Source organism: Streptomyces sp. NBC_01476 (assembly GCF_036227265.1).
In the GTDB taxonomy this organism is placed as follows: domain Bacteria; phylum Actinomycetota; class Actinomycetes; order Streptomycetales; family Streptomycetaceae; genus Actinacidiphila.
In genome coordinates, this window is record NZ_CP109446.1 from 3,196,893 (window position 1) to 3,222,960 (window position 26,068).

The window sequence follows — 26,068 nt, forward strand, 5'->3', positions numbered from 1 at the left end:
GGGCCGAGTGATTCGGGTTCTACGTACGTCCAGCATGCCCGAGGGCGTCTTGCTGTGGGTCAGGCCGTACAAACAGGGTTACGTGGTGTACGTGGCACCGGAGCTCGCCTCCATGACGTCGCGGCTTTGCACGCCGTTGTGGAAGGACGCCTCCGACGTGCGGAAATAGAGGCTCTGTATGCATGCCGTCCTGCACGCGCTGTCCATCACCGGGTCGATGACCTGGGAGATTACCTGGGCGCTGGTGCTCGGTTTCGCGCTGTCCGCGGTGGTGCAGGCGGTGGTGCGCAAGTCCACCGTGGTGCGACTGCTGGGTGACGACCGGCCGCGGACTCTGGGGGTGGCGGCGCTGCTCGGGTCGGCGTCGTCGTCCTGCTCGTACGCCGCGGTGGCGCTCGCGCGTTCGCTCGTCGTCAAGGGGGCAAACTTCACCGCGGCGATGGCCTTCGAGATCGCCTCGACCAATCTGGTGGTGGAACTCGGCGTGATTCTGGCGCTCTTGATGGGGTGGCAGTTCACCGCGGCGGAGTTCGCCGGCGGCCCCATCATGATCGTGGTGCTCGCCCTGCTCTTCCGGCTGCTGCTGCGGGACCGGCTGCTGCGGGAAGCGCGGGACCAGGCGGCGCGCGGGGTGGCCGGGTCGATGGAGGGGCACGCCGCGATGGACATGTCCGTGGCGGGCCCGGGGTCGTTCTGGCGGCGGCTGCTCTCCCGGGACGGCTTCACGTCGGTGGCGCATGTGTTCGTCATGGAGTGGGCGGCGATCCTGCGGGATCTGGTAATTGGGCTGCTGATCGCGGGGGCCATCGCGGCATGGGTGCCGGACGCCTTCTGGCGGACCTTCTTCTTCGAGGGCCACCCGCTGGCGTCGAAGGTGTGGGGGCCGGTCGTCGGGCCGCTGGTGGCGGTGGTGTCCTTCGTCTGCTCGATCGGCAATGTGCCGTTGGCGGTGGTGCTGTGGAAGGGCGGCATCAGCTTCGGCGGGGTGGTGGCGTTCATCTTCGCGGACCTGCTGATCCTGCCGATTCTGAACATCTACCGCCGGTACTACGGCCTGCGGATGACGGTCTTCCTCGCGCTTTCCTTCTACGCGGCGATGGTGGTGGCCGGCTACGTGGTCGAGCTGGTCTTCTCCGGCGCGGGGATCGTGCCGGACCAGGCGGACGCGACCGTCCCCATGGAGGGCGTCACCTGGAACTACACCACGTATCTGAACATCGTCTTCCTGCTGCTCGCGGCAGCTCTGGTGGTGCGCTTCCTTCGCTCCGGGGGGCTGCCGATGCTGCGGATGATGGGCGGCGGTCCGGCCGGGGCGGACGGCGGTCACCAGGGACACGGGACTCAGGGCGATCACGGTGATCAGGGTGATCACGGCGGACACCATGACGGACACCTGGGCGAGCACCCGTCCACGTAGCCTGGCGGCATCGGGCTCGACGGACGGGATGGTGGCCAGTGACGCGCAGACCGGGGCGGAAGGCTCCGCCGTCTCCGCTGGAGCAGCGTGACGGGGTGGACCCGGTGTGCCTGCGGCTGCCCGGCGGCCCGGACGCCGAGGCGCTCGCCGAGGGGGCGGTGCCCGGGCGCCCGGAGACCGTGCGCGCGTATTTGCTGGAGCGTTACGCGACCGCCATCGGTCCCGGGCGGGTCGAGGCGATGCTGGCCGACGGGCGGTTCGTGGGCGAGGACGGGCGGCCGGTGGGCGCGGCGACCGCGTACCGGGCCGGCGCGTACATCTGGTTCCACCGTGATTTCGCGCCCGAGGTGCCGGTGCCGTTCGCCATCCGGGTCGTGCACCGGGACGAGCGGATCGTGGTCGCGGACAAGCCGCACTTCCTGGCCACCACCCCGCGCGGCCGGCACATCACGGAGACCGCGGTGGCCCGGCTGCGGCGGGACCTGGCGCTGCCGCGGCTCTCCCCCGCGCACCGGCTGGACAGGCTGACGGCGGGGCTGGTGCTGTTCGTCGTACGGCCGGAGGACCGGGGCACGTACCAGACGCTCTTCCGGGACCGTCTGGTGCGCAAGGAGTACGAGGCGGTGGCCGCCCACGATCCGGCGGTGGAGCTGCCGCGGACGGTGCGCAGCCGGATCGTCAAGGAGCACGGGGTGCTGGCCGCCCAGGAGGTGCCCGGGCCGGTCAACGCGGAGAGCCGGATCGAGCTGCTGGCGCACTGCGGCGGGCTCGGCCGCTACCGGCTGCTGCCCGCGACGGGACGTACCCACCAGCTGCGGGTCCATATGAGCGGGCTCGGACTTCCGCTGCTCAACGACCCGCTCTACCCCGAGATCGCGCCCGAGCCGGCCGAGGACGATCCCCGCTACTACCAGCGGCCGCTGCAACTGCTCGCACGGGCGCTGGAGTTCACCGACCCGTGGACGGGGCGGGCGGTGCGGTTCGAGAGCGCACGGGAGTTGGCGGCGTGGCAGGACGTCGCCGGGGTCCGGCCGGACTCCGGGCGCGCCGTGTGAGGTCCCGGGGCGAGGTCCCCAGAGGTGAGGTCCACGGCGTGAGGTTCCCCGGGTGTTCTCCGGGCGGGCGCGTTCAGGACATGGACTCCGCGGGGGTGAGCAGGGCGAAGAAGGCGCCTTCCGGGTCGCGGAGCAGGGCGATGCGGCCGACGCCCTCCATGTCGGTGGGCGGCATGAGGACGGAGCCGCCCTTCTCGGTGGTCCTGGCGGTGAGGGCGTCGGTGTCGGCGACCCCGAAGTAGGGCTGCCAGTAACTGAGGCCGTCCGGGAGCCTGTCGGCGGCGAGTTGCATGATGCCGCCGTGGGAGCCTTCCTGGCCGCCGCCGGCGCGGGAGGCGACGATGTAGGTGCCGGAGCCCTGCGGCAACGGCATGTCCTCGAAATCCCAGTGGAAGACGGTGCCGTAGAAGCGCCTGGCCTGTTCGCCGTCGGGTGTGTAGAGCTCCGTCCAGCACAGGGCGCCGGGGCCGACGCGGTCCAGGCCCTTGGTGGCGGCGGGCTCCCAGACGGCGAACTCGGCGCCGCCCGGGTCGGTGTACCCGGCCAGCCGGCCCTGGTCGAAGACCTTCATCGGCGCGAAGCGGACGGAGCCGCCGGCCGCTTCGACGGCTTCGGAGGTGGCGTCGGCGTCTGCCGTCTCGAAGTACACCGTCCAGGCGGGCTGGGCGGCGGCCTCCTGCAGCGGGCCCAGTCCTGCGACGGTCTGGCCGGCGAGCTGGAGCATGCCGTACCCGGCGGCCTCCGGGCCCATCGGCTGGAAGTCCCAGTCGAGCACCGCCTTGTAGAACGCGGCGGCGGCCTCGGTGTCGCGGCTGCCCAGGTCGATCCAGCTGGGCGCGCCCGGCACATAGTCGTTGGTGAGCATGGCGGCGACCTCCGTGGACTGAGGGAATTGCCGGATTAGAACGGTGTGTCCTCCCTCACATCAGCATGGCAGGGGGCGCTGACATTCGCGCTCCACCGGCAGGTCACGGCCGCCGGTCCAGGGCGGGGCGTGACCTGGCGCACACGGCTGGTGGCTAAACGGATTCGGGATTGTCAGTGGTCGCGTCTAGGGTTGTTCGCATGTACGGGGGAAGACTCGATCAAGCGAACGCGGTTCTGCGCGCGTATGTGCAGGAGCACGGCGACCGGCCCTGGACGGCCGAGGAGCTGACGGAGCTGGCGCGGCTGCGCGCCCGTTGGACGGCAGCCGCGCGCGAGCTCCGCATGGAGATACGTCCGGTGCCCGGCCCGGTCAGCGGCTCCGCGGTGGTGACGGCGGCCTGACTGCGGCCGGCCGCCCCGGGTTCCGCTGCGGACGCGGCCCGGCCAGGACTTCTCCCTTCGGACGTGCCGCAAGGTGCCGGACGGTTCAGACGTGCGCGACCGCGTGCGGGGGGCGGACGGTGTCCGTGCCGGGGGTGGGCTCGGCGGCGTCGGCGCCCAGAGCGGTGATCCGGTTGGCGGCGTCGACATGGACGACGGCCGGGCGCAGGCTACGGGCCTCGGCGTCCTCGACCTGGGCGTAGCTGATGAGGATGACCAGGTCACCGGGGTGCACGAGGTGGGCGGCGGCGCCGTTGATGCCGATCACGCCGGAGCCGCGCTCGCCCTCGATGACATAGGTCTCCAGGCGCGCGCCGTTGGTGATGTCGACGATGTGGACCAGTTCGCCCGGCAGCAGGTCGGCGGCGTCCATCAGATCGCGGTCGACCGTCACGGAACCCACGTAGTGCAGATCGGCCTGGGTCACGGTGGCCCGGTGGATCTTGGACTTGAACATGGTGCGCAGCATGGCGCCGCCTCCTGGTGAATGAGTGGGTCGCGTCCTTGGGGGGTACGCGCCGACGGCATCCAGGGTAGATCCCGTGGTGCGGGGGCCGGCCGGGGGCCGGTGGCGAAGTGCGGAAGATCTCAGCCGGTGGCGGGGACGGTCCCGGCCGACGGGTTCGGCGTGGTCGGGGGTGCGGTGGTCGCCGGGGAGAGCGCGGGTGCGGGCAGGCGGTCGTAGAGCTGGGCGAGCGCGGTGTTGAGCCGGATCAGGTGGGCGGGGGCGTTGCGGACCTCGGTCGGCGCGGTGGCGTCGGGGCGGTGGCCGAGCCGGCGGCGTACCTGGCCGATGTTGCGGGCGGTCAGGCCGAGTTGCGGGCGCACGGCGGCGAGGTCGGCGGCGTCGGTGGCGGCCAGCGCGCGGGCGGCGTGGGCGCAGGCGGTGAGGGCGTCGGCCCAGTCGGCGGGGTGGGCGGTTCCGGCGTCGCGCCGGCGGGCGGGGGTGCGCCGGATGAAGGTGCGGTGGGCGCGGGCGGAAGCCGACGCCTCGGTCAGGTCCTTGGTGGCGCGGTCCACCTGGCGGGTGAGCCGGCGGACGGCGGCGGGCTCGGGGGCCGGTTCGCGGACCGCGGCGAGCAGTTCCTGGAGCGCGCGCAGGGCGCGGGCGGCGCGGCCCCGCATCACGGTCTCGGTACGCAGCGGCAGTACGAAGAAGGCCGCTGCGATGCCGCAGACCGAGCCGGCCAGGATGCCTTCGGGGCGCTGGACGAGCAGGGCGTCGCCGTGTTCGCCGTTGAGGGAGTAGAGGACGGCGAGCAGGCTGGTGACGCAGAATGCCCAGATCGCGTAGTTGAGGTCGCGCAGCCAGATGCCGACCGTCAGGTAGCAGAAGATGACCACGACCGCGGCGGCCGGAGCGCCGGCCACCAGGTGGGCGACCAGGGTGCCGAGGAGCGCGCCGGCGAAGGCGCCCGCGACGCGGAGCCCGCTGCGGTGGACGACGTCCCCGCGGCCCTGGGCCGCGCTGCACACCACGAACGCGGTGATCACCGTCCACATCCAGTGCTGCGGGAAGAGCAGGTGGCCTGCGACGAAGCCCGCGGCCATGGCGGCGGCGAGTTGGGCGGCGAGCCGGGTCTGGGGTTGCGGATCGCGCCAGCCGCCGGCCCGGCGGGCGGGGGCGGGCGGCTCGGGGGCGGGCCGTTCGGTGGCGCGGATGCCGCGGACGGCGACGGCGCGGAGGCGGACGCCGGCGAGCGCGGTGGCGAGCGCCGTGTCCGGTGCGGGGTCCGTTGGCGTGTCCCGTACGGCATCCGGTGCGGGGTCCCGTGCGATGTCCGGGGCCGTCTCCCGTGTGGCGTCCAGTGCCGTGTCCGGTGCCATGTCCGGTGCGGGGTCGAGGCCGCGGGTGGCGGCCGGGTCTTCGGGGGTGGGCTCCTGGGCGAGGACTTCGGCGCGCAGGACGGCGGTGGCCAGGTCGTCGAGGGGGGTGCGGTCGGCGCCCTCGGGGAGGCGGGCGGCGGTGAGGCGGGTGTCGACGGTGAGCGCGGTGCGGTGGAGGGCGGCGGCGGCGCGCGGACGGTGGCGGCCGTCCGGTGGGAGGGCCCGCAACCGGGTCACGGCGTAGCGGAGGTCGCCGGCCGCGGCGGCGGCTTCGCGGGTGGGGCGGGCCGGGAGGAGTGCCTGCACGGCGATCACGCAGGCGACCGCGATCAGTCCGGCCGCTCCGCCCCACAGCGGGCCGGTCGCTCTGGCGGCGTCCGGCGGGACGGGGACGACCAGGACCGAGATCAGCGGGGTCAGGGCGAGCCGTCCGAAGCGACGCACCCTGCCGCCGAAGCGCATGAGGTAACGCGACGCCCACACCGCACCGACGAAGGCGGCGGCGCCCAGCCAGGTGTGGTGCACCATGAAGCGGCCGGTGAAGGTCGCGACGATGCCGATGGCGGGCACGTACACCAGGGCGGAGAGGCGATGCGGGAGGCTGGTCGCGTGCAGGCTGCGCGAGACCAGGACGGCGACCACGGTGGCGATCATCACGATGCCGCCGGGCAGATCAGCGGATCGGATGACCAGCCAGGAGAGCAGCAGTGCCGCCAGCGCCGCGATGATCGTACGTATGGCGATGTGCAGGCGCACACGGCCGGGGTCGAGCAGTCGCAGTCGGATCAGCATTCTTGTGCTCTCCCTGTCACGCGCGCGGCACATCACCCGTGCGCCGTCCGTCAGCATGGCGCCGCGCACCTCACCCGTACGAAGACGCGAGCCGCCGAGATACAACGCATTGCGTACGACTATCAGACTCTTCGATCGCAAGTCACCAGCAAGCGCGGCGACCGTCCCGTGCAGATAATACGCTTTCCTTAGAAAATGGCAGCCATGTTCCCACCCCCGCCCCTCGACTCCGCCGCCGTTGTCCGCCGCGCGGTCAACCGCCTGGGCCGCCGCATGCGTGCCGAGCGGCTGCCCGACGGGCTGCCGAGCGGAAAGCTCGCCATCCTCGCGCTCCTCAACCGGTCCGGACCGAGCAGTCCGGGCGCGATGGCCGGCGCCCTGCACGTACAGCCGCAGTCACTCACCCGGACGCTGGCCGCGCTGGAGCAGGACGGACTGGTGACGCGGGAGCGGGACGCGGCGGACGGCCGGCAGTACCGGATCGCGCTGACGGAGGACGGCTTCCAGGTGATGGCGCGGGACGTGGGCCACTGGGACGCGTGGCTGCGGGAGCGGATGGCGACCCAGTTGAACGAGACGGAACGGGAAGTGCTCCGGCTGGCGGCGGGACTGCTCGACCGGCTGGCCGCCGACGACTGAGGCGGCGGCGCAGCAAGTCCGAGCCGGTCGGAGCCGATCAGCGCGTTCATCGTACCGGCAGGTGAAAATACCCCCAGGGGGTAGTGCTCACGATACCTAGGGGGGGTATATGGTGAAGAGAGTGAGGGCGGGGAAGCAGTTCCCCCACGCACACCACGAGGAGCACAGCATGAGCGAGACCGTCTACTCCGTGTCCGGCATGAGCTGCGGCCACTGCGAGTCCGCCGTCAGCAAGGAGGTCACCGCGATTCCGGGTGTCACCTCCGTGACGGCGGTGGCGAAGACCGGGCTGGTGACCGTCGCCTCCGAGCAGCCGCTCGACGAGGAGACCATCCGCGCCGCGGTGGACGAGGCGGGCTACGAGCTCGTCGGCCCCGCCTGAGCCTGCCGCGGAGCAGAGCCGGCCGGGTGAGCCGGGGCCCGGCCGGAACGGCGGGGCGACACGCCCCGGCGCACACCCGGCGCACACAGCACCGAATTGGGGAGTGGACATGGCGACCACCACCGCACACACGGACGGCGGACCCGCCGAGCAGCGGATCGAGCTGGAGATCGGCGGCATGACCTGCGCGTCGTGCGCCGCCCGCATCGAGAAGAAGCTCAACCGGATGGACGGCGTCAGCGTCGCCACGGTCAACTACGCGACCGAGAAGGCGAAGGTGGCCTTCGGCGGGGGCATCGGGGTCGGTGACCTCATCGCGACCGTCGAGGCCACCGGTTACACCGCCGCGCTCCCCGCCCCGCCCGCCGCCGCGCCACCGTCCCGGGACGACGCGGAAGCCGCCCCCGAAGACCCCGAACTGACGTCGCTGCGCCAGCGGTTGACCACCGCCGTGGTCCTCGCCGTCCCCGTCGTCGCGCTGTCGATGATCCCGGCGCTGCAGTTCACCAACTGGCAGTGGCTGGCGCTGACCCTGGCCTCCCCGGTGGTGGTCTACGCCGGCTGGCCCTTCCACCGGGCCGCCTGGACCAACGCGCGCCATGGCGCCGCGACGATGGACACCCTCGTCTCGGTGGGCACGCTCGCCGCGTACGGCTGGTCGCTGTGGGCACTGTTCTTCGGTACGGCCGGGATGCCCGGCATGACCCACCCGTTCGCGTTCACCATCAGCCGCGGTGACGCGAGCGGTGATCTCTATCTGGAGGCAGCCGCCGGGGTCACCGCCTTTCTGCTGGCCGGCCGGTACTTCGAGGCCCGGGCCAAGCGGCGGGCCGGAGCGGCGTTGCGTGCCCTGCTGGAGCTGGGCGCGAGAGATGTCGCGGTGCTGCGCCGGGACGTGACCGGCCGGGAGACGGAAGTACGGGTGCCGGTGGGTGAGTTGGCGGTCGGGGACCGGTTCGTGGTGCGGCCGGGGGAGAAGATCGCGACCGACGGGGTGGTGCGGGACGGCGGTTCCGCGGTGGACGCGTCGATGCTCACCGGAGAGTCGGTACCGGTGGAGGTGGGGCCCGGTTCGCCGGTCACCGGGGCGACGGTGAACGCCGGCGGCCGGATCGTGGTCGAGGCGCTGCGGATCGGCGCCGACACCCAACTGGCCCGGATGGCCAGCCTGGTGGAGGACGCGCAGAACGGCAAGGCGGCGGCCCAGCGGCTCGCCGACCGGATCTCGGCGGTGTTCGTGCCCGCGGTGATCGTGCTGGCCCTCGGCACGCTCGGGGTGTGGCTCGGCTTCGGCGAGGGCGCGGCGGCGGCGTTCACCGCGGCCGTGGCGGTGCTGATCATCGCCTGCCCGTGCGCGCTGGGACTGGCCACGCCGACCGCGCTGCTCGTCGGCACCGGGCGCGGCGCCCAACTCGGCATCCTGATCAAGGGTCCTGAGGTGCTGGAATCGACCCGGGCGGTCGACACGGTGGTGCTGGACAAGACAGGTACGGTCACGACCGGTTCGATGACGCTCACCGAAGTGCACACGGTTGGCCCCGTCAGCACCGACGACACCGACGCCACCGACGCCACCCACGAGAAGGCCGGCGAGAAGGCCGAGGAGAAGGACGTCCTGCGGCTGGCCGGCGCCCTGGAGCACGCCTCCGAGCACCCCATCGCGAAGGCGATCGCCACCGCGGCGGCCGACCGGGCCGGGGAACTCCCACCGGTGGAAGGCGACTTCACGAACGTCCCGGGGCTCGGCGTGCGCGGCACCGTCGAAGGGCACGCGGTGCTGGTCGGACGGGAGCAACTGCTCGCCGACGCCGGCGTGCGCCTGCCCGCGGAACTCGCGGCAGCGAAGAGCGCGGCCGAGGCCCGCGGCGGCACCGCGGTCCTCGTCGCCTGGGACGGGCGGGCGCGGGCGGTGCTGGTGGTCGCGGACGCGGTGAAGCCGACGAGCGCGGAGGCGGTACGGCGGCTGCGGGCACTGGGACTGCGGCCGGTACTGCTGACCGGCGACAACGCGGCGGTGGCCGGCGCGGTCGCCGCGGAGGTGGGTATCGACCCGGCGGACGTCCACGCCGGGGTGCTGCCCGAGGAGAAAGTCGCCGTCGTCCGCGGGCTCCAGGACCAGGGCCGTACGGTCGCGATGGTCGGCGACGGCGTCAACGATGCCGCGGCCCTGGCGCAGGCGGACCTCGGGCTCGCCATGGGCACGGGGACCGACGCGGCGATCGAGGCGGGTGACCTCACGCTCGTCCGCGGTGACCTGCGGGTGGCCGCCGACGCGATCCGCCTGTCCCGGAAGACCCTCGCCACCATCAAGGCCAACCTCTTCTGGGCCTTCGCCTACAACCTCGCGGCGATCCCGCTGGCCGCGGCGGGCCTGCTCAACCCGATGATCGCCGGGGCGGCGATGGCGCTCTCCTCCGTCTTCGTGGTGGGCAACAGCCTGCGTCTGCGGAGCTTCAGGCCGCTCTCCGACTGAGCGGGGTCCGCCGGGCAGGTGATGCGTACACCGGGGCGGAGGAGCGGCGGCAGCGCGTCGTGGAACGGCAGTTGACAGCCACTGCAAAGGCCGGGGAGGCGTGGACGCGACCCCCGCCTCACCGGCCTGCTCAGGGACGTACGGATCACCTTGCGCTTCCGTACGCCCCTGGAGCGTGAACTCCCCGGCCGACCCGGTGAGTCAGCCGCCGGACGGCTAGATCCAGGTCAGCTTCGTGCCGAACGACGGTTCCTTCAGGTCGCTCCGCAGCGTCACCGGGACGGTCGTGCGGGCCGTGCCCGTACCGAAGCTGATCGTGCCGACCTGGGTGCCGGCCTTGGCGTTGTGCGGCACACCGGAGGAGTTGGTGGTCATGGTGACCTTCGATGTCAGGCCCGGCCAGCCGATCGCGGTGAGGTCCTTGCCCGCCACCACCGGGGTGCTGCCGCCCAGCCCGTCGTGGACCTCGCCGACGACCTCGCCCTTCTTCACCACCGTCGCCGATGTCAGCCCGGACTGAACGGAGTTGATCAGCTTCTGGCTGTTGTCCAGGGCGAGCTGCAGGCTGTCGAAGACGGTGGTCCCGCCGCGCTGCTGGAGCATCACGCCGAGGATCAACTGCTCCTTGCCGGCGACCTTCTTCTGCGCCGCCCACATCAGGGCGCCGCCGGCCGGGGTGCTGGAGCCGGTCTTGATGCCGACGACCCCGAGGTGCACCAGGTCGTTGTTGTTGTTGTAGATCGTGCCGACGCCGGGGATGCTGATGTTCGGCAGCGCGACGACCGACCGGAAGACGTCGTTCTTCATCACCTGGCGGGCCAGCTTGAGCTGGTCCTCCGCGGTGCTGACGGTGGTCTCCTCGAAGCCGCTCGCCCCGGTGTAGGTGGTGTGGGTCATGCCCAGGCCGGCGGCGGCCTTCGTCATCTTCGCGACGAACTTCTCCTGCGTGCCGGAGTCCCAGCGGGCAAGCAGCCGGGCGATGTTGTTGCCGGACGGGATCAACAGCAGCTGCAGCATCTGCCGTTCGGAGAACCGCTGGCCCGCCTTGACGGCCGCGGTGGACTCGTCGGTGGACGACGACTCGTTGGCCGCCTGCTGGTCGACGGTGATCAGCGGGCCGTTCTGCTTACCGGTCAGCGGGTGGTCCCGCAGTATCAGGTACGCGGTCATCACCTTGGTGACGCTCGCGATCGGCACCGGGGTCTGGGCGCCGTGCACACCCAGTGAGCCGAGCCCTTCGACCTCGGCGACCGACTGGCCCTGCGACGGCCACGGCATCGACTGGGGCAGCGGGGTGCCGTCGAAGGTGTACGTGGAGGCCGCGGTCAGCTCCAGGTCCGGCGACGGCAGCGGGCGTACGGCCTGCACGATCACGTAGACCAGCGCGAGCAGGACGACCAGCGGGGTCCAGATCCTGAACCGCCGCAGGGTGCTGCGCCACGGGGTCTGCGGCTTCGGCGGGGTGTTGGTCAGCTCGGCGAGGAGCTTCAGGGGCGCCTCGGGGCTGGGCGGCACAGGCATGCCGCGGGTGCCCTCGGGGCCGACGCGCTCGCCCTCGACGGGGGCCGCGGGCCCCGCGCCCGCCGCTTTCGGGGAGCCCTGAGAGCTCTTCTCCCGGGCGGGCGGCCTGGCGGCCGGCGGCAGGGGCGCGGGGGCGGGCCGCATGGGCGCGTACGGGCTGGTACGGGCCGCCACGGGCCTGCCGGGCGTGCCGAAGACCACCGGGCCGTCGCCGTCGCCCTCGGGGCGGTCGGGGATGTCCGAGACGAGCGGTTTGACGAAGCGTTTGGCGGCGGGATCGGGGGTGGCGTCCGCACCACTCGGCCCGGCGTCCTCCTCCGGGGCGGTGCCGGCAGAGAGGTCCGTGGGGGCGTCGGCGGGGGTCTCAGCCGGGGCGGCGTCGTCGGAGCCCTTGTCCCCGGCGCCGGCCGAGCCCTCGGCGGCGCCGGAGCGGCCGGCCTCACCCGAGTCCGAGGCGCCCCCGGCATCGGCGTCAGCTACGTCGGCATCAGCCTCGGCATCGGCGTCAGTTTCGGCGTCGGCATCAGCCTCGGTGCCGGAAGCCTCGTCGGCGCCCCCAGCATCCGCAGCGCCGGCCGCTTCCGCCGGCTCCCCGGCGCCGGCCGAGCCATCGGCCCCGGCACCCTCACCCGGATCACCCGACTCGTCCGAGTCCTCCAGGTCCTCCGGATCGTCCGGGTCATCCGGTTCGCCGGCCTCCCCCGGCCCCCCGGCGGAGCCATCGGCCCCGTCCTGCGGTCCTTCCTCCGGGCCATCGGTCCTCTCGGCACCTCCGGTCACCGTGCTCGCGGCCGACCCCGCCGAAACCCCTTCCGTACCACCCGCATCAGAGGACTCATCCGCCCCAGCGGCCTGGTCACGATTCGGTTCCGTTTTCGAGGGCTCATCGTCGGCCGGCCGAGAGGCCGGGGCGTCCACCTCCTGGACGCCCGCTACGTCATTCGGCGTACCCGCGACCATCGCCACGGCGGACTCCGGAGCCGGGTGCGGGCGCGATCCGGAGGGCGCGGAAGCCGCCGCCCCCGTCGCTCGCGGAGCGGCCGCGCCGCCCGCGCTCACGCCGGCGGGCTCCTCGGGCGCGGCGGTCGTTTCATCCGATGTTCGCTCCGCCCGGGTCGCATCAGGCGCCCCATGCGTCTCGATGGGCACCCCGAACACCGCAATTCTCGGATCAGCGGCGGCCCGATCGGCCACCTCCCCCGACGCTCCGTGCTGCTGCTCCCTGCCGGGGGACTCGCCCGTCACGCAGACCTCCTCCACACATCGTCAACGATCGTGCACATTTCGTGAGGGGGCCGCCGAACGGCGCAGCTGCCCGCCCGGGCCCTCGTCGGCCAGTGTCCCGCGCCAAGCCCGTAGCCCGTCTGCGACACCCCACCCACCCCGTAGACGAGAACGACATACCACCCGGTTCCCGCCGATATGGCAAAGGCGCTCTCGACAGGCCGGTGTGAGAGGCGTCACCCTGTCATTCATCCACGCGGGGAGGCATGGATGGGCAAGAGCCGCAGAAGTATTCCGGAAGAGTTGTTGCTGCTCGCCCTGGACCCGACGACCGGGACCACGGCGCAGCCGCAATCACTCGACCTCGGCCTCGCCGGGGCACAGCTCGTCGAGCTGGCCCTGGCCGGACGGATAGCCCCTGACGGGGATCGTATCGCCGTGGTGCACCCACGGCCGACAGGAGATCCGACTCTGGACTCCGCGCTCGAACTGCTGCGGCGACGCGGCAGTCCGGTCCGCGCCGTCCACTGGATCGGCGGGCCCCGGCTGGGGCTGCGCCAGACGTATCTCGCGCACCTGGAGCGGTGCGGCATGGTGCACGCCGTGCCGGGTCAGATGTGCGGGGTGCTGCCGACAACGCGGTATCAGGCGACCGACAGCGCGGTCAGCCGGGAGATCAGAGCCCGGCTGGACAGTGCGATCCGCACCGGCGTTCCGCCGGACCCGCGGACCGCGGCGCTCGCCGCGCTCGCCCACGCCGTGGGACTCGGCAAGCACCTGTACCCGGGTAACGAAGGACGGTCCTCGCGATCGCGCCTGCGGGACCTGATCCGTTACGACCCCATGGGCGGCCTCGTCGCGCACGCCGTGATGGATGTGCAGAACGGGGTGGCGGCGCAACCCAAGCGTCCGCCGGCCCAGGCACAGCCGCAGCGTTCGGCAGGGCACGGCTCCATGGCCCGGGCCGGCGCCCGATGATCGGTGCGGGCTTCTCATCGGCGACATCAGCACGGTTGTAGCAGGCGGGGTGTACGCGGCGGATAAACGCAATCCCGCGGCGCACACCCGGTACACAGGCAGAGTTGACTGCCTGACAGCACCTCGTCCGTGATCAGGACACGGACGGGGAGCAGCACGACTCGCACGATCAGGACGGCAGCGGTGTCCGCCGGCAGGGACCGGGCACCGCCGAGCAGCCGCCGTCCGCAGCGACCCGTTCCGGGAGCCGCTGTGACGCGCGGGGCGGCGGATCTCCGGAGGTTCCGGAACCGGCGTCCCGCGCGTCGCGTTTCACCGGCGCCCGCCGCCCGGTGACCGTCCGCCCGGTGACCGCCGCCCGGTGGCCGCCCACCCGTGACGGTCCGCCGCCCGGTGGCCGTCCGCGGTTGCCCGCTTTCGCGCCCGTATCGGTCCGGCGGGCAAGCTTGTTCCGTTCATTCGCCAGCGCGGCGATGACCGGTAGTGGCAGGCTGCTGACCATCAGTACGGATCAGCGTGGAGGTGCAGTTCCTGTGGTCGCCAACGTCAACCCCACCGTCAGGCGCCGCCGTCTCGGTTCGGAGCTGCGCAGGCTCCGGGAGCAGAAGGGCATGACGGCCGAGGAAGTGGCGGCCCGGCTTCTGGTCTCCCAGTCGAAGATCAGCCGGCTGGAGAACGGCCGGCGCAGCATCAGCCAGCGGGACGTCCGCGATCTGTGCGGTGTGTACGGGGTGGACGACGCACGCATCGTCGACTCCCTGATGAACATGGCCAAGGAGTCGCGGCAGCAGGGCTGGTGGCACGCCTTCGGCGACGTGCCGTACAGCGTGTACATCGGGCTGGAGACCGAGGCGGCGTCGCTGCGGGTGTACGAGTCGCTGATCGTCCCGGGCCTGCTGCAGACGCGCAGTTACGCGGCTGCGGTGATCGAGGGGATGTGGCCCGAGGCGACCGCGGCGGAGCTGGAGAAGCGCATCCAGGTGCGGTTGAAGCGCCAGGAGCGGATCGTCGACACGGTACGGCCGCTGCGTTACTGGGCCGTGGTGGACGAGGCGCTGCTGCGCAGGGTGGTGGGCAGCGCGGGGATCATGCACGAACAGCTGGAGCACCTCGCCGAGGTGAGCACCATGCCGCACGTGACCTTGCAGGTCCTGCCGTACGCGGTGGGCGCGCACCCGGGGATGTACGGCAAGTTCGCGATCCTGGAGTTCGAGGACGAGTCGGACTCCAGCGTGGTGTACCTGGAGGGGGTCACCAGCGACCTCTACCTGGAGAAACCGATCGATGTGCAGAGCTACAGCATGATGTACGAGCATCTGCGGGCCCAGGCGCTCAACCCCGAGCAGTCCCGGCAGTTCATCACCGATGTGGCGAATGAGTACACGGCCTGATCGCACTGTCGTTCGTGGGTGCGGATCATACAAGCCGGGGCGTCACTACGTAAGCCGGTCATCGAATATGCCATCCAGTCGGGTGAAGGCTCCCTCCGTGCGGTGATGTTGGCGAGTAGCGTCATTTGCGCCACTCAGCGTGAATGGCTCATCGTCTGAAGCATCCGGAGCGGAAATGGCATCGCAGCAGGATCCCACCGACAACAACTGGAAGAAGTCCTCCTACTCGGCCGCCAACGGCGACTGCGTGGAAATGGCTACCGCCGGCAGCAGCGTGGTCGCCGTTCGCGACTCCAAGGATCCGGCCGGGCCGGTCCTGCGGTTCTCGGCCACCTCTTGGTCGTCCTTCATCAAGAGTGCCCACCTGGGCGAGTTCCCCGAGGTCTGACCAGGAACGCACCGCATGTACGCCCCCTCGACCGGCTCGCCGTCCTGGCCGAGGGGGCATCCGCTTGGCACCCGCGCCCGCGCCCACCGGCACGCACCCGCCGGCCCGCACCACCGGGCCGGCGGCCTGCGGCCTGCGGACCGCATGGTGGAAAGTACCTGGACGTCCTAGCAAATCTTCGTAGGCTGCCGGGCATGACTCTCACCGCCCGCGCCGATCTCCCCGCCCTGGCCGCCCGCGCCCGTGAGGTCGGCGCCTCGCCGGTACGCGAGATCCTGGCGCTGACCGCGCGGCCCGAGGTGATCTCCTTCGCCGGCGGGCTGCCGGCACCGGAGCTGTTCGACGCCGAGGGGATCCGGGCGGCGTACGACCGGGTCCTGGCCGAGCAGCCCGGCAGGGTGCTGCAGTACTCCACCACCGAGGGCGATCCGGCGCTGCGGGCCGCGGTGGCCGGCCGGCTGACCGCGCGCGGCTTCGCGACCGGGCCCGACGACCTGCTGGTGACCGGCGGTTCGCAGCAGGGGCTGACGCTGATCGCCACCGCGCTGCTGGAGCCGGGCGACGTGGTGCTGGTCGAAAACCCCACCTACCTTGCGGCGTTGCAGTGCTTCGGCTTCGCGGGCGCCCGGGTGGTGGCGGTGCCGACCGACGGCGACGGGGTGATCCCGGAGGCGCTGGAGGAACTGGTGCTGCGGGAGCGGCCGAAACTCCTCTACCTGATTCCCAACTTCCAGAATCCGACCGGCCGTACGCTCCCGCTCGCACGCCGGCGCGCGGTCGCCGAGGTGGCCGGTCGGCACGGACTGTGGATCGCCGAGGACGACCCGTACGGCGAACTGCGCTTCGAGGGGGCGTCCGAGCCGTGGATCGCCTCGCTGGAGGCCGCCGCCGACCGGACGATCCTGCTGGGCAGCTTCTCCAAGATCATGGCGCCCGGTATGCGGCTCGGCTGGCTGCGCGCCCCGGCCGGCCTCGCCCGGGCCTGCGTCATCGCCAAGCAGGCCGCCGACCTGCACACCTCCACCGTCGACCAGGCCGCCGCGGCCCGTTACCTCGCCGACCGCGACCTGGACGCGCATCTGGACCGGGTGCGTAGCGCCTACCGCGCCCGGCGGGACGCGCTGGTGGCCGGGCTGCCCGCCGCCCTTCCGCCCGGCAGCGCGTGGAACCGGCCCGAGGGCGGGATGTTCGTCTGGGTCCGCCTGCCCGGGGGCCACGACGCCACCGCGCTGCTGCGGACCGCGATCACGTACGACGTCGCCTATGTGCCCGGTGCGCCCTTCTTCGCCGCGGCGCCCGAACCGGGGGCGCTGCGGATGTCGTTCACGACGCACACGCCGGCGGAGATCGCGGAGGGGCTGGCGCGGCTCGCCAAGGTCTTCTGACGCGCGGCCCCACCGCCCCACGGCCCCCGCTTCCCTGCGTCTGCGTATCCCTGTATCCCTGTATCCCCGTACTCCCTGTATCCCCGTATCCCCCGCACCCTCCTTCTCCGACGGCCGTCCGGGACTCCCGCGTCCCGGGCGGCCGTTCGCGCTGTCCGTCCTGCCTGCCGCCCGGCGAAGGGCCCGCTCATCGTGGGCGGACCGGACGGGTCATCACAATGCCAAGTTAAGTAAAGAGAGCGCAAAATCGTTCTGAGTCATGATCTCTATTCAGACTTGTGAACGTCGCTGCTCTTGACCGGCCCCTTCGGGCAGCGGTTCAATCCCCCGACGTCCCCCCTCCCGCAGGGGACGCACTGCCCCCATGGACACCGGTGGCACCTCCCGGCGAAGTGCGCCCCCACGTTCACACGGCTGACCCCCTGGAGGGGACATGAACGGTCTCGACTGGGCTGTGCTCATCGCGTACTTCGGCGTGATGGTGGCGATCGGCCTCTGGTCGCACAAACGCGTCGACGACGTGGGCGACTACTTCACGGCCGGCGGCCGGATGCCGTGGTGGCTCTCCGGCATCTCCCACCACATGTCCGGCTACAGCGCGGTGATGTTCACCGGATACGCGGGCATCGCCTACCAGTACGGCATCACGTCCTACGTCACCTGGTCCTTCCCGATCGCGATCGGCATCGCCATCGGAGCCAGGCTCTTCGCGCCCCGGCTCAACCGGATGCGCTCCCAACTCCACGTCGCCTCACCACTGGAGTACCTCAAGGACCGCTACAACCTCACCACCCAGCAGGCGCTCGCCTGGTCCGGGGTGCTGCTGAAGATCGTGGACGTCGGCGCCAAGTGGGCTGCCATCGCCACCTTGTTGTCGGTCTTCACCGGGATCACCCTCACCCAGGGCATCGTCATCACCGGCGCGATCACCGCGGTCTACTGCACGGTCGGCGGCCTGTGGGCGGACGCGCTCACCGAACTCGGCCAGTTCGTCATCCAGTTGGTCGCGGGCCTGGCCATGCTGGTGGCCGCTCTCGGCAAGGTCGGCGGGTTCAGCGGCATCTGGACCGTCTGGGACGAGCCCGCCCTGCGCCACCACGGCGAGCCGACCGCGGGCCCGTACACGCTGGTCTTCCTGCTGGCGTACCTCTTCATCAAGACCTTCGAGTACAACGGCGGCATGTGGAACCAGGCCCAGCGCTACATGGCCACCAGGTCAGCCCGGGAGGCGACACGTTCGGCCGTCCTGTCGTCGGCGCTGTGGTTCGTCTGGCCGCTGGTGCTCTTCTTCCCGATGTGGATCTCGCCGCTGCTGGTCCACGCCCGCAAGCCCGACGGCTCCGACTCCTACGGGCTGATGGTCGAACGCCTGCTGCCGCACGGCCTGCTGGGGCTGGTCGTGGTCGGCTTCTTCTCGCACACCATGGCGATGTGCTCCTCCGACGCCAACGCCATCGCCGCGGTCGTCACCCGGGACATCGCCCCCGCCTTCTCCCGCACCGCCCACGCCTGGACCGCCCGGGCCGGCCTGATCGCGGCCCGCTTCACCACCGTGGCCTTCCTGGGGCTGTCCATGGCGGTCGCCACCCAGGTCAACTCGCCGACCTTCAAGGACATCATCACGGTCGTCATCAAGTGGGTGGCCGGACTCGTCGGCCCGATCGCGATCCCCTTCATGCTCGGCCTGATGCGGGCCTTCCGCAGGTCGGGCCCCACCGCGGCCCTCACCAGCTGGGCGATGGGGCTGCTCGCCTTCTACCTGCTCAACTACCCGGTCAACGACGCGGTCCAGGGCGGGGTGAAGCTCCAGTACCAGGTGGCGGCCCCGCTCGCGGTCTCGCTGGTCCTCTACATCGTCATCGGCTGGATCAAGCCGGAGGACACCCCGGAGCGCGACGCGCTGATCGCCAAGGTCAACACCGACCCGCCGGGCTCCGCCGCGATCGCCCTGCCGGAGCCGGCGCAGGAGCCCGGTCCGGTGGCGCGGCCTTCAGCGGCGGCCGAGCAGCACCAGGACGGCCCCGGCACCCGTCACGCCGCCGGGTAGCGGTCCAGCCAGGCGGGGCTCGCGCCGGACGGGCCGTGCAGGGCGGGGGCCTGGGTCATCTCCATGGCGAAGTCGTCGGCGAGCTGCAGGATGGTGCTGCGCCCTTCGAGTTCGGCGATCCAGGCCGGGGGCAGCGCCGTCTCGCCGTGCTGGACGCCGAGGAGGTTGCCGCAGATGGAGCCGGTGGAGTCGCTGTCGCCGCCGTGGTTGACCGCCAGCAGCAGGCCGTGCCGTACGTCTTCGGCGACCAGCGCGCAGTAGACGCCGATGGCCAGTGCCTCCTCGGCGGTCCAGCCCTCGCCCAGCGCCTCGATGCGCTGGGGGGACGGAAGTCCCTGCCGGACCGCGCCCAGGGCGCTCTGCAGGGCGTCAGTGGTCTCCTGGTGGCCCGGGCGGGCGCCGAGCAGGGCCAGGGCGTGCTGGACCGAGCCGTCCAGGGCCTCGCCGCGGGCCAGGCCGTGCACGATGACGGCGAAGGCGCCGGCCGCGAGCTGGCCGGTGGGGTGGCCGTGGGTCTGGGCGGCGCACTCCACCGCGAGCTGGAAGACGAGTTGCGGTTCCCAGCCGACCAGCAGGCCGAAGGGCGCGGAGCGCATCACGGTACCGCAGCCCTTGGAGCCGGGGTTCTTCGGCTCCTCCAGGGTGCCCATCCGGTCGTCGGACAGGCCGGACAGACAGGCGCCGCCGGGGGCCCGCTGGGCGTACAGCCACTCCTCGCGGGCCAGCCAGCCGGTGTCCTTGCGGCGCTCGTCAGGGCCCCACTCGCTCTGGGTGGCGGCCCAGCGGCGGTAGGCGCGGTGGACGTCGGTCGGCGGGTGCCAGGCGCCGGTGTCGCGGCGCACCTGGGCCCGTATCAGCCCCTCGACCGTGAAGAGCGTCATCTGCGTGTCGTCGGTGACCGCGCCGCGTCTGCCGTACGCCTGCACGTAGTCGGTGATGCCGTCCGGCCCGTGGCTCTGCTGGATCGCGTCGAGCGACTCGAACTCCACGCCCGCGCCGAGGGCGTCGCCGATCGCGCCGCCGAGCAGGCAGCCCCGCACCCGGCTGCGGAAGTCCTGCTGCTGCGCACGTCCCCAGACAGCGGTCAAGGCGGTCCCTTTCGATCAGCCCCCGGTCAGACCCGTTCTGCGCCAGCACGATAGCCGACCGCACTGGGAGGGGAAGGGGGCGGCGGTGAGGAGGCCGGGGTTGTCCGCGAACGGAGGTGAACGGAGGTGAACGGCCCCGAACGGTCACGAAAAGGCAGATGGGGAGGGATTCTCCCAGCGCACAGAGAGCGGACAGGCGTACGGCAGGGGTACGGAGGGAGCGCGCGTTCGCCTGTGCGCCCCCTGCATACGCCCCGCGGACCGGAGCGGGCTCGGCGGGTCGGAGCGGGCACAGCGGTCGGAGCAGCCTCAGCGGATCGAAGCGGGCACAGCAATCCGAGGCGGCCTCAGCGGCCCGCGAGGATGCCGATCGCGTTGGCGACCGGTCGCTCGGCGCCGCCCGACGGGTGGTTGCGCACAGTCGCGGCCGGCTCTCCGGTGGCGCGGGTGACCATCGTGGTGGAGCCGCCGCCGTCCAGATTGACCGCGTTGTCGGCGCCGATCTGCCGCATGACGCCAGCGAGTTCGGCGATGGTCAGGCCCGCGTTCGCCTCGGCGCTGCCATCCAGGGCGAGCAGGTAGAGGGTGTGGCCGCGGTCGCCGAACCCGGCCGCGGTCCTGGTCGCCGCGGTCTTCGCGTCGAGCCCGGGCAGCGGCTGCCCAGCCCGGAGCACCGGGAAGCCGCCGACCGCGAAGACGTACGGGACCCGGGTCGCGGCCGGGGTCAGCCGCGCGTCGGCCCGGACCCGGTCCCCGAGGTGCAGGTGGTCGCGCAGGGTGTCGGCGCCGGCGTCCCGGCCGAGCAGCACGGTGGTGCCCGGCGGGATCGCGCCCTCGCCGGGGGCGCCGGCCGTCGAGACGACGCGGCCGTGACGGACGGCCACTTCGTAGGTGTCGGTGCTGCAGGGGGCGGCGCGGGAGATGCCGCTCCCGCAGACGGCGCGCTCGCGGGAGAGGGTGCCCCAGTCCGCGGTGTAGGCGCCGATGCCGTTGTCGGGGAGCGCGTACTGGTTGTAGCCGCCGAGCGGATAGCTGCCGTGGGCGGTCTTCACCTCGCCCTTGAGGGTGAGCCGGTCCAGGCGGGCCTTCTTGTCGGCGCCGAGCCCGAGGACGTCCTCGGTGGTCACCCCCGGCGGCATGCCGGGCCCGAACCGCTGTGCGTCCGGCACCGCGGCCTTCAGTGCCCGGCCCGAGGCGATCTCCGGCCCGTCGGACGAGCCGGTGGGCGGTACGCCCGGGTGCTGGTCCTCGGTGATGTTGAAGAAGTCGCCGTTGACAGCGCCCACCGCGTGCGTGGCGTCGGCGAGTTGTGACACGGCGCCGCGGGCCGCGACCGCGCCCGGAGTCAGCAGGTCGGCGCGGACGCCGGGTGCGCGCAGATCCACCGTCAGGACGTGCCCGTGCACGGTGCCTTGGGAGGCGGTGACCGTGAACTCCCCATAGGTCACGCCTCGGGCCAGGTGCTCCACGTGGTCGTACGGCACCCCGCTGTCGTCGGCGGTGGCCGCACCGGCCCCGGCGAGTGTCCCGGCCACGGCCAGGACGGCTGCCGCTGCCGCGGTGACCGTACGCGCCCTGCTCCTGCTGCTCCCCGTCACGTCTCCCCCAAGGGCGTAGCAACTCAACTCTGCCACGCAGGACTTCACCACCACGGCAGGCTCCCGCCAAGGAACAGCGGGAGACGGGGCCGTGACAGGGGGCGTAATTCACCGGGGTGGCGGCCCGGTGAGGGGTGGCCGGTGGGGGCGGCCGGTGGGGAGGTGACGGTCCGGCGGGGCGGTGTCAGTCGCCGAGGACGGGGAGGAGTTCGGGGAGGTGGCCGTCGGAGGCGAGGCCCGCGGCGAGGCGTTCGGCGGGGACCTCGCCGTAGAGGGTGGTGCGCTGGCGGGACGGGCGGCCGGCCGCTTCGGCGATGGCGACCAGGTCGCGGATGGAGCGGTACGAGCCGTAACTGGAGCCCGCCATCCGGGAGATGGTCTCCTCCATGAGCGTGCCGCCGAGGTCGTTGGCGCCGGAGCGGAGCATGTCCGCGGCGCCGTCGGTGCCGAGCTTGACCCAGCTGGTCTGGATGTTGGGAATGTGCGGGTGGAGCAGCAGCCGGGCCATCGCGGTGACCGCGCGGTTGTCGCGGGCGGTGGGGCCGGGGCGGGCGATACCGGCCAGGTAGACGGGGGCGTTGGTGTGGATGAAGGGCAGGGTGACGAACTCGGTGAAGCCGCCGGTCTCCTGCTGGATGCGGGAGAGCACCCGCAGGTGGCCGAGCCAGTGGTGGGGCTGGTCGACGTGGCCGTACATCATGGTGGACGAGGAGCGCAGGCCCAGCTCGTGGGCGGTGCTGACGACCTCGATCCAGGTGGCGGTGGGGAGTTTGCCCTTGGTCAGCACCCAGCGCACCTCGTCGTCCAGGATCTCCGCGGCGGTGCCGGGGATGGAGTCCAGGCCCGCTTCCTTGGCGGCGGTGAGCCAGTCGCGGATCGACATCCCGGTGCGGGTGGCGCCGTTGACGACTTCCATCGGGGAGAAGGCGTGCAGGTGCATGCCGGGCACGCGCTCCTTGACCGCCCTGGCGATGTCGAAGTAGGCGGTGCCGGGCAGATCGGGGTGGATGCCGCCCTGCATGCAGACCTCGGTGGCGCCGAGTTCCCACGCCTGCTCGGCGCGGTCGGCGACCTGGGAGAGCGACAGGGTGTAGGCGTCGGCGTCGGTGCGGCGCTGCGCGAAGGCGCAGAAACGGCAGCCGGTGTAGCAGACGTTGGTGAAGTTGATGTTGCGGGTGACGATGTACGTCACCTCGTCGCCGACCATGTCCCGCCGCAGGTCGTCGGCGATCCGGCACAGGGCGTCGAGCGCGGGGCCGTCGGCGTGCAGCAGGGCGAGGGCTTCGGCGTCGGTGAGCCGGGTGGGGTCGTCGGCGGCGACCGACAGGGCCTGCTTGACGTCGCCGTCCACCCGGTCGGGGACCATGCCGGGCGCGGCCTGCTCGCGCAGCGCCTCCCAGTCGCCGTACACCTCGTCGAAGTCGTCGCGCCGGTCGGCGGTACGGCCTTCGGTGTCGATGGTGCGGTGCAGGTCGGTACGGCCCTGGCCGCCGCCGGCCGCGAAGTTGTCCTCGGGTTCCTGCCAGGGGCGGCCCTGGACCACCGCGTCCTCGCGGGCCAGACCGGTGGCGGGGTCGGCCAGCGCGCGGACGTGCGGCAGCAGCCGCGGGTCGAGCCAGGGTTCGCCGCGCCGGACGAACTCCGGGTAGATGGTGAGGCGTTCCTTCAGGGCGAAGCCGGTGGCCGCGGTGCGCTGCGCGAGGTCGTCGATCTGCGGCCAGGGGCGCTCGGGGTTGACGTGGTCGGGGGTGAGCGGGGAGACGCCGCCCCAGTCGTCGATGCCGGCTTCGATGAAGCGGCCGTACTCGCCGTCCACCAGGTTCGGCGGGGCCTGGATACGGGCCGACGGGCCGAGCACGATCCGGGCCACCGCGATGGCCGCGGCCAGTTCCTCCAGTTCCGCGTCCGGCATGCCGCGCATCGCGGTGTCCGGCTTGGCGCGGAAGTTCTGGATGATCACCTCCTGGATGCCGTGGTAGGCGCGGGCGGTGCGCCGGATCGCGAAGAGGGCGTCGGCGCGCTCCTCGTAGGTCTCGCCGATGCCGATCAGGATGCCGGTGGTGAAGGGGACGTTGGAGCGGCCTGCGTCCTCGAGCACCCGCAGCCGGACGGCGGGTTCCTTGTCGGGCGAGCCGTAGTGCGGGCCGCCGGGCTCGGACCACAGGCGGGTCGCGGTGGTCTCCAGCATCATGCCCATGGACGGCGCGACCGGCTTGAGGCGCTGCAGATCGGTCCAGCCGAGCACCCCGGGGTTGAGGTGGGGCAGCAGCCCGGTCTCCTCCAGTACGCGGATGGACATCGCGCGGACGTACGCGAGGGTGTCGTCGTAACCGTGCGCGTCGAGCCACTCGCGTGCTTCGGGCCAGCGGTCCTCGGGGCGGTCGCCGAGGGTGAAGAGCGCTTCCTTGCAGCCCATCGCGGCACCGCGCCGGGCGATGTCGAGCACCTCATCGGGTGACAGGAACATCCCATGACCCTCCCGGCGCAGCTTGCCGGGCACGGTGACGAAGGTGCAGTAGTGGCATTTGTCGCGGCACAGGCGGGTGAGCGGGATGAAAACCTTACGGGAGTATGTGATGACTCCGGGGCGGCCCGCGGCTTCGAGGCCGGCGTCGCGCACCCGCGCGGCGGTCGCCGCGAGTCCGGTCAGATCATCACCGCGCGCCTGCAGCAGCACGGCGGCCTCGTTCACATCGAGCGCGACACCTTCCCGCGCCCGGTGCAGGGCACGTCGCATGGCGTTGGCGGTGGGAGCGGCAGCGGTGGACGGCGGCAGACTCATCCTTTGAGGATAAGTTGCCCGGCCGGTGATCAGCGGCTCCGCGGAGCACCAGTCAGCGCGCTGATCTGTCGGAAAGATCACCTGCCCGATCCGGCCGGATGAGGAATACCCGCGCCGGGTCGTACGACCGTACGGACGGATCATCGGATGTGCGATGGGATGTAATGGGTAGGAATGAGGTGTGATCGACGGGTGATACGACCGGTGCGCCTGGGCCGCGCGGGACGAACGGTCCCCTGACGGAGGCCCGCCGCACCGGGAGCCGCCACCCTCCCGTCACCCTGGAGAGTGAGCGTGACCGTATGGACCGACGTGACGTACGGACCGAGGTCGTCACCGGACACCTGCCGGCCGGCGCCGCCGACTTCGTCCACCTGCCGGTGGAAGTGCCGCGCGGGGTGCGGCAGATCGCGGTGTCGTACACGTACGACAAACCTACTGTGCCCCCGGGGACGGTGGGGAACGCCTGCGACATCGGCATCTTCGACCAGCGCGGTGCGGAGGTCGGCGGACGCGGCTTCCGCGGCTGGTCGGGCGGTGCCCGGGCCGATTTCACGATCAGCGCCAGTGCGGCGACGCCGGGGTACCTCGCCGGGCCGGTCGAGGCGGGCACCTGGCAGGTGGTCCTCGGGCCGTACACCGTCGCCCCCCAGGGCATGGACTACACGGTGACCGTCACCCTGACCTCCGGCGACCGCGGCGCCCCCCTGGTACCGCGGTACCCGCCGTCCCACGCGCCCGGGCGGGGCCGCGCCTGGTACCGCGGCGACTGCCATCTGCACACCGTGCACTCCGACGGCGAGCGCACCGTGGAGCAGCTGGCGGCGCTTGCCCGCGCCGCCGGGCTGGACTTCATCAACTCCAGCGACCACAACACCGCTGCGGCGCACGCGCACCTGGGCCCGGTGGCCGGCGATGATCTGCTGATCCTCACGGGTGAGGAGGTCACCACCCGCAACGGCCACTACCTGGCGATCGGCCTGGACGCCGGCGAGTGGATCGACTGGCGCTACCGGGCCCGCGACGACGCGTTCGGCCGGTTCACCCGGCAGATCCGGCAGGCCGGTGGGATCGTCGTACCGGCGCACCCGTACGGGATCAGCCTGGGCGGCCAGTGGAAGTTCGGCTACGACGACGCCGACGCCATCGAGGTGTGGAACGGCCCCTGGACGCCCGACGACGAGGCGTCCCTGCTCACCTGGGACAACCTGCTGACCGCCGCGGTCCGCCGCGGCGACGGCCACTGGGTGCCGGCGATGGGCAACTCCGACGCCCACCGCGATCCCGACGTGGTGGGGCTGCCGCAGACCGTGGTGCTGGCCGACGGCCTCGACCGGCGCTCGCTGCAGGCCGGTATCACGGCCGGCACCTCCTGGATCGCGGAGTCCGCGCAGGTGCGGCTGGCCTTCTCGGCCTCGGGCCCGCACGGCGAGCATGCCGGCATCGGCGAGCGGCTGCCGGTGGCGGCGGACGCGCCGGTGACCGTACGGCTGGAGGTGAGCGGGGTGCCGGCCGCCTCACTGGTGCGGCTGGTCACCGACGAGGGGCAGCTGCTCGGGGTGCCGCTGCCGGCGTCGGGCACCGTGGAGTGGGTGACCACCGCGTCGCTGGCGTCCTACGTACGGGCCGAGGTGCGCCACCCGGCCGCCGACGGCGGCGCGTCCTGGCTGCCCGGGCCGGCCGCGGCGATCACCAACCCGATCTGGCTGGGGCACGGGAAGTAGCCCCGCCCGGAACACAGCGCCCCCGCAGACTCCGGGGGCCCGGCCACCA

General features: G+C 72.2%; 19 protein-coding genes. 12 read left to right on the plus strand and 7 right to left on the minus strand.

Translation table 11 applies throughout. The features are described from left to right. Window positions 1–178: 178 nt before the first annotated feature. A complete protein-coding gene (locus OG552_RS14235; protein WP_329132840.1) occupies window positions 179–1,417 on the plus strand; it encodes a permease in 1,239 nt (412 codons plus the stop codon). A gap of 38 nt (window positions 1,418–1,455) precedes the next feature. Then, a complete protein-coding gene (locus OG552_RS14240) occupies window positions 1,456–2,472 on the plus strand; it encodes a pseudouridine synthase (protein WP_329132842.1) in 1,017 nt (338 codons plus the stop codon). 73 nt (window positions 2,473–2,545) lie between these two features. On the opposite strand, the gene OG552_RS14245 is transcribed toward OG552_RS14240, so the two are convergent. Further along, window positions 2,546–3,337, minus strand: a complete 792-nt coding sequence (locus OG552_RS14245) for a VOC family protein (protein WP_329132844.1) — start codon at window positions 3,335–3,337, stop codon at window positions 2,546–2,548. Between the two features lie 200 nt (window positions 3,338–3,537). Here OG552_RS14245 and OG552_RS14250 point away from each other — a divergent pair, with 200 nt between their 5' ends. Beyond that, complete coding sequence (locus OG552_RS14250; RefSeq protein WP_329132846.1) at window positions 3,538–3,741, plus strand: hypothetical protein; 204 nt, start codon at window positions 3,538–3,540, stop codon at window positions 3,739–3,741. Window positions 3,742–3,826: 85 nt separating this feature from the next. Here OG552_RS14250 and panD read toward each other — a convergent pair whose 3' ends face one another. Next, window positions 3,827–4,249: an aspartate 1-decarboxylase gene (gene panD, locus OG552_RS14255; RefSeq protein ID WP_329132848.1), complete on the minus strand. Its 423-nt coding sequence runs from the start codon at window positions 4,247–4,249 to the stop codon at window positions 3,827–3,829. Between the two features lie 119 nt (window positions 4,250–4,368). Next, window positions 4,369–6,399: an FUSC family protein gene (locus OG552_RS14260; RefSeq protein WP_329132850.1), complete on the minus strand. Its 2,031-nt coding sequence runs from the start codon at window positions 6,397–6,399 to the stop codon at window positions 4,369–4,371. A gap of 195 nt (window positions 6,400–6,594) precedes the next feature. Between OG552_RS14260 and OG552_RS14265 the strand changes: the two genes are divergently transcribed. From OG552_RS14265 to OG552_RS14275, 3 genes are all read left to right on the plus strand, one after another. Further along, entirely contained in the window at window positions 6,595–7,038 is a 444-nt protein-coding gene (locus OG552_RS14265) for a MarR family winged helix-turn-helix transcriptional regulator (RefSeq protein WP_329132852.1), read from the plus strand. Between the two features lie 169 nt (window positions 7,039–7,207). Next, window positions 7,208–7,420 (plus strand): heavy-metal-associated domain-containing protein, encoded by a 213-nt coding sequence (locus tag OG552_RS14270; RefSeq protein ID WP_443070930.1) that lies wholly within the window; start codon window positions 7,208–7,210, stop codon window positions 7,418–7,420. Between the two features lie 109 nt (window positions 7,421–7,529). Beyond that, entirely contained in the window at window positions 7,530–9,893 is a 2,364-nt protein-coding gene (locus OG552_RS14275) for a heavy metal translocating P-type ATPase (protein ID WP_329132854.1), read from the plus strand. A gap of 216 nt (window positions 9,894–10,109) precedes the next feature. Here OG552_RS14275 and OG552_RS14280 read toward each other — a convergent pair whose 3' ends face one another. Then, window positions 10,110–12,194: a D-alanyl-D-alanine carboxypeptidase gene (locus OG552_RS14280; RefSeq protein WP_329132856.1), complete on the minus strand. Its 2,085-nt coding sequence runs from the start codon at window positions 12,192–12,194 to the stop codon at window positions 10,110–10,112. A gap of 714 nt (window positions 12,195–12,908) precedes the next feature. Here OG552_RS14280 and OG552_RS14285 point away from each other — a divergent pair. From OG552_RS14285 to OG552_RS14305, 5 genes are all read left to right on the plus strand, one after another. Next, window positions 12,909–13,616 carry a GOLPH3/VPS74 family protein gene (locus tag OG552_RS14285; protein ID WP_329132857.1) on the plus strand — a complete coding sequence of 236 codons (708 nt, stop codon included), beginning with the start codon at window positions 12,909–12,911 and terminating at the stop codon, window positions 13,614–13,616. A 533-nt stretch (window positions 13,617–14,149) separates the two neighbouring features. Then, window positions 14,150–15,007: a helix-turn-helix domain-containing protein gene (locus OG552_RS14290; RefSeq protein ID WP_329132859.1), complete on the plus strand. Its 858-nt coding sequence runs from the start codon at window positions 14,150–14,152 to the stop codon at window positions 15,005–15,007. 175 nt (window positions 15,008–15,182) lie between these two features. Continuing rightward, the gene (locus OG552_RS14295) at window positions 15,183–15,395 is read left to right on the plus strand and encodes a DUF397 domain-containing protein (RefSeq protein ID WP_329132861.1); all 213 of its coding nucleotides are present in this window, start codon (window positions 15,183–15,185) and stop codon (window positions 15,393–15,395) included. 194 nt (window positions 15,396–15,589) lie between these two features. Continuing rightward, window positions 15,590–16,780: an aminotransferase-like domain-containing protein gene (locus OG552_RS14300; protein WP_329132863.1), complete on the plus strand. Its 1,191-nt coding sequence runs from the start codon at window positions 15,590–15,592 to the stop codon at window positions 16,778–16,780. Between the two features lie 433 nt (window positions 16,781–17,213). Beyond that, window positions 17,214–18,827: a sodium:solute symporter family protein gene (locus OG552_RS14305; RefSeq protein ID WP_329132865.1), complete on the plus strand. Its 1,614-nt coding sequence runs from the start codon at window positions 17,214–17,216 to the stop codon at window positions 18,825–18,827. Here OG552_RS14305 and OG552_RS14310 read toward each other — a convergent pair. From OG552_RS14310 to OG552_RS14320, 3 genes are all read right to left on the minus strand, one after another. Then, the gene (locus tag OG552_RS14310; protein WP_329132867.1) at window positions 18,812–19,915 is read right to left on the minus strand and encodes an ADP-ribosylglycohydrolase family protein; all 1,104 of its coding nucleotides are present in this window, start codon (window positions 19,913–19,915) and stop codon (window positions 18,812–18,814) included. The genes OG552_RS14305 and OG552_RS14310 overlap by 16 nt on opposite strands. 347 nt (window positions 19,916–20,262) lie before the next feature. Then, entirely contained in the window at window positions 20,263–21,513 is a 1,251-nt protein-coding gene (locus tag OG552_RS14315) for a phosphodiester glycosidase family protein (protein WP_329132869.1), read from the minus strand. Window positions 21,514–21,697: 184 nt separating this feature from the next. Continuing rightward, complete coding sequence (locus OG552_RS14320) at window positions 21,698–24,295, minus strand: bifunctional FO biosynthesis protein CofGH (protein ID WP_329132871.1); 2,598 nt, start codon at window positions 24,293–24,295, stop codon at window positions 21,698–21,700. Window positions 24,296–24,597: 302 nt separating this feature from the next. Here OG552_RS14320 and OG552_RS14325 point away from each other — a divergent pair, with 302 nt between their 5' ends. Then, a complete protein-coding gene (locus tag OG552_RS14325; protein ID WP_329132873.1) occupies window positions 24,598–26,019 on the plus strand; it encodes a CehA/McbA family metallohydrolase in 1,422 nt (473 codons plus the stop codon). Window positions 26,020–26,068: the final 49 nt, after the last annotated feature.